This window comes from Nocardia sp. CDC153, from assembly GCF_035818515.1.
Classification (GTDB): Bacteria; Actinomycetota; Actinomycetes; order Mycobacteriales; family Mycobacteriaceae; genus Nocardia.
Genome location: NZ_JAYKYU010000008.1, coordinates 1 through 11,780, shown reverse-complemented (window position 1 = coordinate 11,780; position 11,780 = coordinate 1). Strand labels below are relative to the sequence as shown.

The following is an 11,780-nucleotide window of genomic DNA, read 5'->3' as shown; positions in this document are numbered from 1 at the left end:
TCACCGTGAACGGTGGGAGTCGCAAAATCGACGAATGCCGCAGTTGGTCCGATCGATGAATGCCTCTGCGCACGAGGGCTTCTCGCACAATTTGAAGCGCCGCCAGACGTCTGCTTAGACCAGATGGGCAAGCCTCAAAAGGCACTCCGCTTTGGATACCGCGGCGTCGACGGTCTTCAGCGCCCAGCCGGTAGAGGTCCTCCGGACACAGATCCTCAGCATGTACTAGAGCTGCTGAGCCAGAACAACATCCAGCGACTAGGCAGGACATGACCTATTACGCCGACCTTTCCCCCTACACCTATCTACCCGACACGGCACCTGCCGACAAAACAGTCCTCAATGTCGGCTGGCTCGACAAGGACCACCCATACCCGACCGGGACTCCGCCGGAGACCTTCCTGCAGCGTCTGGGAATCCTCTGCCTGAATCCGGTGATGCGCACCCGCGGAATGCACTGGTGCGAACTATGCCCCGAGGACGAACTCGAGTATCCCGTCACTCCCACCATAGAAGGAACGCCAACGCCGCTCGGCGGCGCCGAAGTCCGAGTCCCCACGGCAGACGGCACCATCCTCGCCGCGCCCGACCTGATCTACCACTACGTCGAGAAGCATCACTACCTGCCACCAAGTCTCGTCATCGAATCAGTTCTGGCCCAGCAGTATTGACCCCGATATCCCCAGTGCACCGCGGCGGAACAAAGCACGCGCTGACCATCAACCGAGTCGAGGTCGACGACCAAACGGCGTATCGACGGCGCATCGGCATTCCCAAAGGCCCTCGTAATCCTCTCGGTCCTCCTACGAGGGCATAGCGCAACTAGTCCCCGCCGTCATCTTCGGCCTGTACTGGCGCCACCTGACCGCGCTGGGCGAGGGCGCGGGCCAGTTGAAGGATTTCCTGAACGGCGGTGCCGAGGCACCGAAAACCGACAAGTGAGAGTGGAGAGCATGACTGTGGTGCGTCACCTGGTGGTCTGCACGATCGCAGCACTCGGCGTTTGTGGTTCGGTAGCAGCATGCGGCAGCGATCGGAGTCCGGACAGCACTCCGGTACTGGCAACCACCGTTCCGACTGCTTTCGATCCTTGCCATGACGTCGCAAGCGACTCCCTCGACACCATGCAGCTGATGAGAAACCCCAGCCCATTGGATCTGCGCGCGGACCCGGACGAGCCGGGGGTGAAGGCACAAGGGTGCCAGTACCTTTCCGCGGTCACCGATGAGAATTCCCCAATGACGCTGCTGTGGGTCGAGGCAACGAATCTCACCGTCAACGCCTACCGCAAGTTTCACAACACCCAGCAAGAGCCCATCGAACTGGCTGGTCATGGGGCACTGACGATCAGCGACTCCACCCCCTCCGACACCGGCCCTACCCGCTTCAGTTGCACGGTGCTGATCGACATTCCCGGCGGCGGAATCCGATTCATCGGCGGGTCGAATCGACCGGACCTTTGCCACCTCCTCGAGAATCTGGCCGACGCCACCGTCTCGAAACTGCCAAGTGGCTCGTAGCGCGACTGCCGAGCTCTTGCGCGCAATCCTGGCGCTGACACCTCTGCAGGACGACTCGTGAGCAACGTTTCGAACAGCGAGCGACGCCGACGAGCCGCGGAGGTCAGGGATGACCGAGGACGAGCCTACGGCTCGCGTAGCGTGCCCTGGCGGTCAGCACTCCGGCGATGCGAATCGCAATACAGACGGATGCTGCCATTGGTTCGGTCAATGAATATTTGTGTGCACGATGGCTTTTCGCACACCTTGATCCGCCGCCAGCCGTCGGTGGCAATCAGATGGGCAAGACTCGAAACGCATTCGGCCGCCGATTCCACAGCGTCGGTAGTCGTCAGCGCCCAGCCCTCCGGGACCCGACGAACCTGCACCGACGTACCGGAGAGCTCCAGCATCGCATTGAGAAGTGCGCAAGCCTCGTCCAGACGCCCACTCACCGTAGCGGACACCATCGCCCTGATCCGCGGGTCCTGCGTCGCCAGCTTCTCGAACTTCGAAAGCCCAGGCTCGAACGCTGCGAAAGGCGGTACAGGCGTTCGTATTCGGCTCATCCTGGAACCCCTCCGCCTGCATTCAGCCGTCGACCCGCACACCCATCGACCGCGCGGTACCAGCCACGATCCGCATCGCTTTGTCGATATCGGACGTGTTCAAGTCGGGCAGTTTGCGCTCGGCGATCCGACGCAACTGCGCGCCGGTCAGCGTCGCCACGGTTTCATGCCCGGGCCTGTTCGCCCCTCGCACCCCAATCGCCGTCCGAATCAACGACGATGTCGGCGGAGTCTTCAACCGCATGGACCATTTTCGGTCCGGCGTGTAGGTGATCACCGCCGGAACGATCTCGCCACGACTAGCGGCCGTCAGCGCGTCGTATTCCTTCTTCACCTCGAACGGCGGAATGCCGGTAGGGCCCAGCGTCTTTCCGAGCTCAACCATCGAGGCGTTGCCCGCATCGAGGTGAATCGTCACCGTTCGGGTCTGCTTTGCCGGATTCTTCGTCACCTAAAGCACACTAGGAATTGACGTTACGGAAGAGTCAATACCGAACCCGCCGTAACCTGTCACCCGCATCCGCTACCGTCGCTGCGTGGCCGATGAACAGCCGCCCGTCCCCTCTCGCCGCCGACCGCGCCGAAGAAGCCGGTCACCTACCGCCTGCGCGTGACGATCCAAGGCATCGACCCGCCGGTGTTCCGATGGATCGACGTCTCCTCCGAGCTATTCCTCGACGACCTCAACGAGGTGCTCGGCGCATCCATCGGCTGGACAGACTTCGCCGCCCACGAATTCCGTTGCGGCCCAACCTTCGACGACCCAACCTCGGAGCGCTACCTCCGCGCCGAAGCAGTCGCCCACGGCGACAACGGCATCCCCGAGAACCAGGTCCGCCTCGATGAGCTCTTCACCACCGAGGGCGACACACCGCCAAAACACCCCGCGCCCGCTGCATGGGCGGCGACCGAGACGGCCCACCCCAAAACTCCGGCGGCCCAATCAACTACGAATACTGGTGCCGCAGAGCCGATCCATACGACGACGGCGAATCATTGGAGTACATCACCCCAGAAGCCCTCATCATCGAATCCGAATACCACGAACCCAGCCCTTCGTCATCGAAGAAATCAACTGGTACCTGACCCGCCAGTTCGGATACGGAAGGAACCAGGCCTGAGCGGTCGGCCGCAAAAAGTACAGTATCGCGCTCATCGACGACCATTCCCATGTCTACTCCAACGACACGATGGCCGAGTTGAACCTCAACAAGGACATCTAGACCCAAATCAACCCTGGCAACAAGGTTTCAGTGACCATCTCCGTCGACGTCCCCAAAGACACCGTCCCTACCGCAGTCGAATTCCACGACTGAATGTTCTCCAGCGGCGCCCGCGTCGCGATCAAATAGCCCTCAGCGCCGACCGTGATGCGCCTCGCCTCGGTCAGCAGCCTTCTGGACCGAAATCATTGTGATGCAAGGAGACCCCGATGCCTCGCAGTGCCGCCAACGTGAACGGCTCTCGTCGGCGAGCGCGCCACGGCGTCAGAACGGCGGCTCGTCTACGTCCCGGTCTTCCTACTCAGCAGCGCGGGCCAATACCTAGGGACGATCGAAGCTGCCGACGCTCACCGCGTTCGCAAAGCAGTCCCCATGCCGTCCCGTCGAAGCTCAGGACCGGGCTGGACTCCCCCTTCGCGTCCCGCACAGCCACCTGCTCAGAAGGCAAGTGCTCAATCGCAACACATCTTGTAAGTCAGTTCGAGCGCGTCTGCACCGTGCCATTGAACGGTGATGACAGTGACCATCGCAGCGGGAGGAGACCCTCGATGCGCAGCCCCGGCTCGAGCTCCTCGAGCAGCACGCATGACCTCCATGATCGACGTTTCACCAACGGTAGGGGAGATGTCCGACATCGTTTCCTGAAGCACATCGATAGCACCGACTACTTCAAGTTCGGGCCAAGCCGTCGAGCCGAACAATCGCCCGCATTCCGGGAATCGCTTGTGCCCTAGGTAGTTCCAGTCGCCGACTGGTGAACAAATGGTGCTTCGCCCGTTCGCTCAAAGCCGCTTGACCGGCGAAGCTGGTCGTCCCGTGCACGGCAGCCGCGCAGCCTCATCGAAGCTATCAGTACGGACAGTCGAAGCGGCGATGGTCGGATCGACGATAAGATCGGCGGTAGCCAAGTCATCAAGGGGGCGGCGTGTAGGGACTGGCCGAGGTATCAGAAGCCTGTGACCGTTCCCGACGATTTCCGTCTCCTTACCCGACCAACCGACTGGTGTCTGGGCCCATGGGCCACCTCGTACAGATGGCCAGAAGTCCAAGCAGATACGTCGGACTCGCACCGACCTAGCAAGAGAGTGCTCATGACCCTCGACGAATTGAAGGATCTGGTAGCGGAGTTCTCCCAGGTGCGAGATTGGGAGCGCTTTCATACGCCGAAGAATCTGGTGATGGCTCTCATGGGGGAAGTTGGCGAGCTGGCGGAGATCTTTCAATGGCTTACGCCCGAGGAGAGTCAGGCGATCTGCTCCGGTGATGATGAGCGGATCAAGGTCGAGCATGAGGTTGCCGATGTCTTCATCTATCTCTTGCGGCTTGCGACCGTGCTGGATATCGATCTCGCTACCGCTGTACAGGGGAAGTTGGCTGTAAACGACGAGCGGTACCCGGTCGGCTTGGCACGTGGGCGCGCGACGAAGTACTCCGAGCTCGGGTAGCCGGACAGCCATCCGATCGCTCGTCGTTGGCCGTTGTCCATTAGTCGAGATCTATGATCGAAGCTTCAGGTGCGCCGGTTCGGGGTTCGGGCTTCGGGCACTTCGGAACATCGAGGTCGGCGAACAGCTTCCGCGTGTCCGGATCGGTCGAGTACAGCACGGTGCCTCGCATGGAGCGAGTCATCAGTACCCCGTAAGTGTTGCGCAGGGATCTGTTGAGCTCGGCATCCGATTTGATTTGCGAGGCGCCGCTGATCACGTGTTCGCGATGCTCCACCCAACGGCGTTCGCCTGCACTCCAGGTGAGATCCGGACCCATGATAACGCCGCCCCAGTGATACTCGAGTCCCTGCGCCGTGTGTACACAGCCAATTTGGTTAAAGCCGCCGGGATCTGTTGCCCAGAACGCCCTTTCAGGAATCTCACCGGGCGCGATCGACTTGTCACCGCCGTTCCATGGCCGTGCCCACTTCGGTGTAGGCTTTACCTCTGGGACCGTCCCTGTCTGGTCTTCCCAGCTCCAGCACATTCCGGCGGTTATACGAGCGATGACACCGTCGGCCTGTTTCGAGGCGAGGAAGCGCTCCATTTGGCCTGGCGTATCCGCGTAGTAGAGCTTGAACGGCTCTTCGTCGTCATCACCCGGCTGCCATGGGATCGGGCTGCCGGCCATCAACCTGCGAACCCAGGTGTCGTAGGTGCTGCTTCCCAGCGAGCGCACGACTCGTTCGAGCGCGATCGGCACGACCTCGGCGCCTAGGTCCAGAACGGCTTTGCGGATGTCCTCTTGTGTCCATACCTCGTCTTTGAATAGCCGCTGGTCACCGTCCACAAAGAACACCGGCACCTTCGACTTGCTGACGATCACCGCGATCGACGAATCCCCGTCGAGCATTCCGAACGAACCTCGGCGCGGCCGTGCATATAGCCGGTGCGCCTCGTCGCAGACGACCAGATCGAGTTCGTCATCCTCGCATTTGGTGAGTCGTGAGAGCGGCACGAACATGGAACGAGACTTTCTGGGCGCTGCCCTGCGGAAGGTATCGCGGGAGGCCACTCCCCCGGAAACATAACGGGTATCGAATCCCTGCTCGGTCGCCAATGCGAGAAGTTCCGCCGCGATCAGGGACTTGCCGGTGCCAGCACGGCCACTGATGATGAAGACCTGCTTCAGTTTCGGGCTGCTCTGCCGGACTTCCTTCAGTCTCTTCGCGATCCGCTCGAAGGCGTCGAGTTGGTTCTCGATGAGCGTAAATTCGGACCGCCCCCCGATCACGTCGCCGAGCACCTCTTGCAGCCGTGGAACGCCGCGCTGCCGTTCGAGCAACGCCTGCATCGCCTCGGCACCCGATTCAGCGGCGAAGTTCTCTTTGAAGAACCTTCTCAGATCGTCAGGGGTTCGCTCGGTAAAGGTCGAAATGCCCTGGCGCGGACTGACATTTCGGATCCACTGGTACTCCGAGCCATGCAAATTATGCAGATATGCGGCGGCAACGAGGTTGACCGATCGGTCGTCGAACTGACTGTGCCGCGTCTTCATCGCGATCAGGCCCTCATGAGCCTGCAAGGCTGGGTGTTTCTTGTTGGCCTCGTACCCGTGGACAAAGACCCAGTCCTTGTCTCCCTCCTTGTCGCCGGTGGGCCGGGAGATCTTTCCCCACTGCTTGAGTTCGATGGCGGCGTAGCTGAACGTCCCACGCTCAGGGTGAACGCCGGCCAAGACGACGTCTATCGGGGGCATCGCGGCGTCGATACGGTATTCCACGAGCATCCAGACCTGGCCCAGGCCAATAGAGTTCAGGTCGACAGCCAGTTTGTGAACACTGTTTCGCCAAGCCTTCACCTCGCCACTGCCAGCCGACTTGTGGTGCGGATGCGCCTCGACATACCTCTCCGCTAGGACGTCGACCAGCTTGTCCCAATTGTCAACCAGCTCGCTGGCCGGCCAATAGGCTTCCAGCGCGTTCCAATCGGACATCCGACCCCATCCCCATCAGCGAGCGAACGAGACAGACTGTACTGGGTCACGAGCTGTCAGACCAAGCAGTGTTTCATAAGGTTCGGTTGCCTGAATAGCCGAAACTTCTTGTACCCGAGCATGTTCCGGCACGTCCCATCGCGAACACCATCGCGGCGCCCTCGGGAACGAGACCACCCAATCCCTCGCACAGCAACCTTCAGGCTACAGGACCTTGAAGTGGGCTGCAGGCTCTTCACGCCGCCCCCGAGGACTCCGAATTTCACCGGGGGAATGACATCCACTTCAGCCGAGGGCCCCGCCGAAGCGGGTTGTCGACACGCCCTGCAGCACGCATGGCCTACCAGGTTGGCCGGATGTCGGACGCGTCGAACGATGGTGAACATACTCGCGATGACCGCCGTTGTACCTGCGGGATGGACGAGCGTGGATCGAAAGGCCACCCGCCACCTGCGGCGCGAGCGACGCCCGCTGGGCGTCGCGTGCACTCGGGCTCGCGGTTTGACGAAAGCGGAAGTGAATCCGCGTCAGCGCGGTGGATGCGGCACTCCGTCGACACGCCGTATGAACGCCAGCAGTTCATCGGTGGTGTAACCGAGTGCGTGGGCCCGCTCTACCGCCATCAGAAGCAACTGGGCCAGGATCTTCGCGCCCCAACCGCCCTTGCCGTCCGAGGACCATTCCTCAACCTTCTCCACGCCGACGTTCGCGAGGAAATGGCCGTAGGTTTCACGGATTTCGCTGCAGGTGGAGGAGATGGCATCGAGGAGATCGGTGCCGGGGCGGACGCATTCGAGGCCGAAGGAGTAGACGAAGTCGCCGATGGTGCAGCCCTGCGGCGGATTAACTTTGATCGCGTCGTAGCGTGGGTCGTTTGGGCGGGCGTCACCGGAGCTGAGCCAGGTATCGAGCAGGACGAAACGGTAGTGGCCGGGTGGCGGAGGAGGTGGCGGGCGGTAAGCCTCGAGTCCGAAGGCTTCTGTCACCTGCGCCACCGCCTCATCCTGCGAATCATGGGAGATCACAACGGACTTCACGCCATCAGTCCCGGTGGCTATCCACTGATTGTTCTCGGGATCCCGGTCGTAGGAGAATCTGATACTCATGTCCGTGATTCGAGGCCGACCGCTCACCGGATCAGCGGAATCTGACCACCTCGTTTCTCGGCCGGGACGTGTCGTACCCCGCCGCTAGCCTCCGTGACATGGGTCTGTCCGTGACTACACACGCTCTCGCCGACGTCCTCGAAGAGGACGATGATTGCGAATACCGTGCGGGACTGTATGAAGAGCTTCGGGTTATCAATGATCTCCTCGCTGCCGAGGGACTGCCGCCGCATCATGAGCCGGCAACCCGCGGGCCGGCAACGGAACGGCCTGTCACGCAGAGCATTCCGTATAGCTTTCTGCACTACCTCCGGCGGGCGTATGCGTGTGCTGTCGAGAACCCCGGGCAAGCGCTGACGCCCGTTTCGGACGGAGACAACCCCGCCCGGGATCCCGCGGTCGAGCACCTCGCCTACCTCTTCGAATCGCATCTCTTGTGCCACTCGGATTGCGAAGGCTTTTACGTTCCAGTGGATTTCGAGAACATACTGTTCCCTGAGAGTGAGAACGCTATCGCGGGTGGAATGGTTGGCTCCAGCTTCGCCCTGCTGCGCGAACTCATCTACGTCGCACCGTACCTAGGGATCGAGTTGAACAACGGGGAGCTATCCGATGCCGAGGTCGCGCGAATCAAAGCCTGGATCGACGATGAGGAGGTCAACAGCTTCTACCGGGAACACGAGACCTGGCTTCTGCTGTTCGAGACCGCGCGGGTCTCGATCGCGAACCGAACCCTTATCACCTTCGGCTGATCCCGGTACCGGAGTTTGACCGGATCATCGAGTGAGGTTCGAGCAATCGTCGGCGGGTGGTGTGCCTGCGAAGCGGTCCATCAGGAAGGCCTGGGCGGTGGGGGTGAATTGGAGGGCGGCTAGTAGGTGGTTGCTGGCGGGGTATTCGTTGTATTGGACGGAGAGGCCTCGGCGGCAGAAGTCGGTGGCCAGGGTGCGTTCACCGGCAGCGACGATGACGCCGTCACCAATTCCGTCGACGTTGCCAGCCCCGAACAGCATTGGTGCGGTGGGGGTTCCGGTGTCGCCCATGTGGTTTTCGGCCAGGATGCGGGTGAAGCCTGGGATTTCTTGGTAGTTCTGGTGGTCGGGGCGTAGGAGTTGGGAGAGGCGGAGGCCGGGGAAGTGGGGGCCGTTGCTTACGCAGTGGTCGGCGATTTGGGTCATGACTTCGCGGCCGTAGTCGGAGAGGTAGGGGGTTAGGTCGAGGTTGAAGCCGCGGGCGGCGCCCTGCATTACGTAGGGGAGGACTAGGGCCCATTCGGGGCTGCCGTCTACGTAGTCGATGGTGGCGGCCATGTCGACGGGCATGCCGCCTGCGGTTACGCCGATGATATTCAGTTCGGGGGCGTAGGTGGGGGCGAGTTCGGCGGCGAACTCTGTGGCGATGGAACCGCCGGAGAAGCCGGACATGCCCACGGGGGTTGTCGCGGGAGCGTCGAGGGCGTGTAGAGCGGCGCGGATGCCGTCCAGGGTGGCGTTGCCCGACAGGCGGCCGGCACCGTAGGCGAGTTTGGTTCCCTCGTAGTCGGATACGACGACCGTCAGTCCGGCTGCCAGATAGCCCGCGATGATCACCGCGTCCTGTGGTGCGCCGCCACCGCCGCCGCGCAGTGCGTAGGACGGGTCGCAGCTGGCGGTCAACGAGTCGTAGGCGGTTTGATACGAGACGATTCGCAGTGGGCCGGATGCGGAGGGCGATCGGATCACCGTCGCAACCGTCGCGTCGGGCTTCCCGAATTGATCGGTCGTGGCGTACAGGACCTGGGTTGCCTCCAGCGGTAGCTGCGCCCCGGTCGGTGCCAGAGATACTGTGCGCGTGTGTAATACGGATCCCGGCGTGCTTGCTTGCCAGCCGTCGGGGCCGCGGTAGAACGGGTCATCGCCGGGTAGCGGCACGGTGGTATCCGCGGACGCCGGTACCGTCGCCGCGACGATGGACGAAAACGCGATGAGTCCGGCCGCGAATGTCGTGCGGCAACGATTTCGAATGGTCATCCCTACTCCTCCCACTGCCCCGACACCGCACCCGACGGTACGGTGATGTACCGCGACGGTGGAGCCACAACAAATCGGGGCACCCAATCTCGAACCGATGAGATATCAAGGGATACAGCTGGTTTGACGTCTACTGCCCGTGTTCGATTCAGGTGGAGGATCTAGATGGTCAGGTCGAAGTGGGGAATCCTGGTTGCCCTGGCGCTCGGTCTCCTCGTCGGCTACGGGGCACCGGCGGCCGGAGCTGCACCCATGGGGAAGATCCCCGACGGGAGCGTCGATCCGCCGGGGTCGAACGATTGGAACTGTGCGCCCACAGCCGCTCACCCGGAGCCGGTGATCTTGATCCACGGAACCTGGGACAACCAGAACGCCTGGGATGTTCTCGCGCCGCGGGTGAAAGCCGCCGGTTATTGCGTGTTCTCGTTGAACTACGGGCGCGACACATCGAGTGTGCTCGGCGCGATCCCGGGGCAGTACGCGACGGCGGACATCCGGGTCTCCGCGCGGGAGCTCGCCGGGTTCGTGGACCGGGTGCGAGCCGCCACCGGGGCGAGAAGGGTTGCGCTCGTTGGTCATTCGCAAGGGGCCGTGGTCGCCAGGCAGTATGTGCGGTTCGAAGGCGGCGCGGATGAAGTGGGGCACCTCATCAGCCTGTCGGGGACCAATCATGGGGTGAGCGTGTCGGGACTGTTGGCGGGTAGGGCCGAAACTCCGCAGAGTCCCGAGTGGCAGGTCGCGCCCCTCACCGGACTCGCATTCGTACAGCAGTTGGCCGGAAGCACGCTGCTGCGAGATCTCAATGCCGACGGAGATACCGTTACGGGAATTGCCTATACCGCGATCGGTAGCCGGGTCGACGATACGTCGACGCCGCTCGAGGCTACGTTCTTGCGGGCCGGACCCGGTGCCACCGTGGACAACGTCATCGTGCAGGACGTGTGCCCATCCGATACTTATCCGCACGCCATGCTCCCGCAATCTTCCGCGGTCGCCTACATCGTCCAACGTGCCCTCGATCCGACCTTCGAGGGCACGCCCTGTAGGTGACATGGGTCAGCAGACTTGCAGAGAGTTGAAGCTCTGCACCACCGGGGTCGGGCGGTTGTAGGTGAGCAGTAGATCCGGGGTGCGGTGCCGTCGGATGAGAAGGTCGAGCGCCTGGGGGAAGGTGGGGGCCAGGAGGTGGAGGGCGAGGATGCCGTCGGAGACCACTCGGCCGTCGTCGAGGATTAGGAGGAAGGTGGTGCCGCTGGCGTTGGCGGCGAGGGGGGTCATGCGGTGGCCCAGGGCGGATTCGAAGTCGGCGTAGCGGTCGTACATGCCGTTGGCTACGTCGAGAGGGTCGAAGAATAGGGAGTCCGCGGGCCAGAGGGCGGTGGCGAGGTGTGGTGGCTGGATTGCGAGGCCGCCGAAGGTTTCGAGAATGGTTGCGGCGACGGGTGATACGTGGAAGCCCTCGGATTCGAGGCGGGCGGTCCAGTCGGTGATGTCGATTCTGCGGCCGGGGGTCCAACCTGATGCGGTTAGGGCTTGGGAGGTGATGGGGTTCGGCCAGAAGAAGCGCATAGTGGAGATTCGAGGCCGAATGCTGGTGGGCGCGTATCGATTTGATCTAGATGCATAGTCGCCCGGCTACGCAGAAACCCCCTGGCCGAAGTCAGGGGGTTTCGCGAAGGATGTTCCGGCGGTGTCCTACTCTCCCACACCCTGTCGAGTGCAGTACCATCGGCGCAGGTGGCCTTAGCTTCCGGGTTCGGAATGGGACCGGGCGTTTCCCCACCGCTATAGCCGCCGTAACTCTATGAAACTATCCACACATGCGTGTGTTGTTTCAGATACTGCACAGTGGACGCGTAGCTTCTTTGTTGGTAAGTCCTCGGCCTATTAGTACCAGTCACCTACACCCGTTACCGGGCTTCCAGTTCTGGCCTATCAACCCAATGGTCTG

Annotated in this window: 14 protein-coding genes, 2 rRNA genes and 2 pseudogenes; 6 read left to right on the top strand and 12 right to left on the bottom strand. The window is 62.2% G+C overall.

Annotated features, from left to right (window positions below):
* Nucleotides 1-90, bottom strand: a complete 90-nt coding sequence (locus VMT65_RS38530; RefSeq protein WP_442790372.1) for a CGNR zinc finger domain-containing protein — start codon at nt 88-90, stop codon at nt 1-3.
* Between the two features lie 179 nt (nt 91-269).
* Here VMT65_RS38530 and VMT65_RS35165 point away from each other — a divergent pair, with 179 nt between their 5' ends.
* On the top strand, nt 270-671 hold the full coding sequence (locus VMT65_RS35165; RefSeq protein ID WP_326313007.1) for a DUF7919 family protein: 402 nt from the start codon (nt 270-272) through the stop codon (nt 669-671).
* 282 nt (nt 672-953) lie between these two features.
* Entirely contained in the window at nt 954-1,520 is a 567-nt protein-coding gene (locus VMT65_RS35160) for a DUF3558 family protein (protein ID WP_326313006.1), read from the top strand.
* Nucleotides 1,521-1,645: 125 nt separating this feature from the next.
* On the opposite strand, the gene VMT65_RS35155 is transcribed toward VMT65_RS35160, so the two are convergent.
* Both VMT65_RS35155 and VMT65_RS35150 read right to left on the bottom strand, forming a co-directional pair.
* A complete protein-coding gene (locus VMT65_RS35155) occupies nt 1,646-2,068 on the bottom strand; it encodes a CGNR zinc finger domain-containing protein (RefSeq protein WP_326313005.1) in 423 nt (140 codons plus the stop codon).
* Between the two features lie 22 nt (nt 2,069-2,090).
* Nucleotides 2,091-2,519, bottom strand: coding sequence for an uL11 family ribosomal protein (locus VMT65_RS35150; RefSeq protein WP_326313004.1), 429 nt, complete (start codon nt 2,517-2,519; stop codon nt 2,091-2,093).
* A 153-nt stretch (nt 2,520-2,672) separates the two neighbouring features.
* Between VMT65_RS35150 and VMT65_RS38525 the strand changes: the two are divergent.
* Nucleotides 2,673-2,924: pseudogene (locus VMT65_RS38525) on the top strand (IS1096 element passenger TnpR family protein); the annotation flags it as partial.
* 91 nt (nt 2,925-3,015) lie between these two features.
* Here the strand turns inward: VMT65_RS38525 and VMT65_RS35145 are convergent.
* The 3 genes and pseudogenes from VMT65_RS35145 to VMT65_RS38515 all read right to left on the bottom strand — a co-directional run.
* Entirely contained in the window at nt 3,016-3,240 is a 225-nt protein-coding gene (locus VMT65_RS35145) for a hypothetical protein (protein WP_326313003.1), read from the bottom strand.
* Between the two features lie 352 nt (nt 3,241-3,592).
* Nucleotides 3,593-3,748: a hypothetical protein gene (locus VMT65_RS38520; protein ID WP_442790384.1), complete on the bottom strand. Its 156-nt coding sequence runs from the start codon at nt 3,746-3,748 to the stop codon at nt 3,593-3,595.
* Between the two features lie 10 nt (nt 3,749-3,758).
* A pseudogene (locus VMT65_RS38515) lies at nt 3,759-3,874 on the bottom strand (DEAD/DEAH box helicase); the annotation flags it as partial.
* Nucleotides 3,875-4,382: 508 nt separating this feature from the next.
* On the opposite strand from VMT65_RS38515, the gene VMT65_RS35140 reads away from it, so the two are divergent.
* On the top strand, nt 4,383-4,736 hold the full coding sequence (locus tag VMT65_RS35140) for a nucleotide pyrophosphohydrolase (RefSeq protein WP_326313002.1): 354 nt from the start codon (nt 4,383-4,385) through the stop codon (nt 4,734-4,736).
* Nucleotides 4,737-4,776: 40 nt separating this feature from the next.
* On the opposite strand, the gene VMT65_RS35135 is transcribed toward VMT65_RS35140, so the two are convergent.
* Together VMT65_RS35135 and VMT65_RS35130 are read right to left on the bottom strand one after the other, a co-directional pair.
* On the bottom strand, nt 4,777-6,714 hold the full coding sequence (locus VMT65_RS35135; protein WP_326313001.1) for a DNA/RNA helicase domain-containing protein: 1,938 nt from the start codon (nt 6,712-6,714) through the stop codon (nt 4,777-4,779).
* Nucleotides 6,715-7,241: 527 nt separating this feature from the next.
* The gene (locus tag VMT65_RS35130) at nt 7,242-7,820 is read right to left on the bottom strand and encodes a hypothetical protein (RefSeq protein ID WP_326313000.1); all 579 of its coding nucleotides are present in this window, start codon (nt 7,818-7,820) and stop codon (nt 7,242-7,244) included.
* Nucleotides 7,821-7,918: 98 nt separating this feature from the next.
* Between VMT65_RS35130 and VMT65_RS35125 the strand changes: the two genes are divergently transcribed.
* Nucleotides 7,919-8,572 carry a hypothetical protein gene (locus tag VMT65_RS35125; protein WP_326312999.1) on the top strand — a complete coding sequence of 218 codons (654 nt, stop codon included), beginning with the start codon at nt 7,919-7,921 and terminating at the stop codon, nt 8,570-8,572.
* A gap of 24 nt (nt 8,573-8,596) precedes the next feature.
* Here VMT65_RS35125 and VMT65_RS35120 read toward each other — a convergent pair whose 3' ends face one another.
* Nucleotides 8,597-9,829 carry a lipase family protein gene (locus VMT65_RS35120; RefSeq protein ID WP_326312998.1) on the bottom strand — a complete coding sequence of 411 codons (1,233 nt, stop codon included), beginning with the start codon at nt 9,827-9,829 and terminating at the stop codon, nt 8,597-8,599.
* A gap of 165 nt (nt 9,830-9,994) precedes the next feature.
* On the opposite strand from VMT65_RS35120, the gene VMT65_RS35115 reads away from it, so the two are divergent.
* Nucleotides 9,995-10,879 (top strand): esterase/lipase family protein, encoded by an 885-nt coding sequence (locus VMT65_RS35115; RefSeq protein WP_326312997.1) that lies wholly within the window; start codon nt 9,995-9,997, stop codon nt 10,877-10,879.
* 6 nt (nt 10,880-10,885) lie between these two features.
* Here VMT65_RS35115 and VMT65_RS35110 read toward each other — a convergent pair whose 3' ends face one another.
* The 3 genes from VMT65_RS35110 to VMT65_RS35100 form a co-directional block, all read right to left on the bottom strand.
* The gene (locus tag VMT65_RS35110) at nt 10,886-11,398 is read right to left on the bottom strand and encodes an SUKH-3 domain-containing protein (protein ID WP_326312996.1); all 513 of its coding nucleotides are present in this window, start codon (nt 11,396-11,398) and stop codon (nt 10,886-10,888) included.
* A gap of 113 nt (nt 11,399-11,511) precedes the next feature.
* Nucleotides 11,512-11,628: ribosomal RNA gene (gene rrf, locus VMT65_RS35105) — 5S ribosomal RNA — on the bottom strand.
* Nucleotides 11,629-11,696: 68 nt separating this feature from the next.
* Nucleotides 11,697-11,780: ribosomal RNA gene (locus tag VMT65_RS35100) — 23S ribosomal RNA — on the bottom strand; the annotation flags it as partial.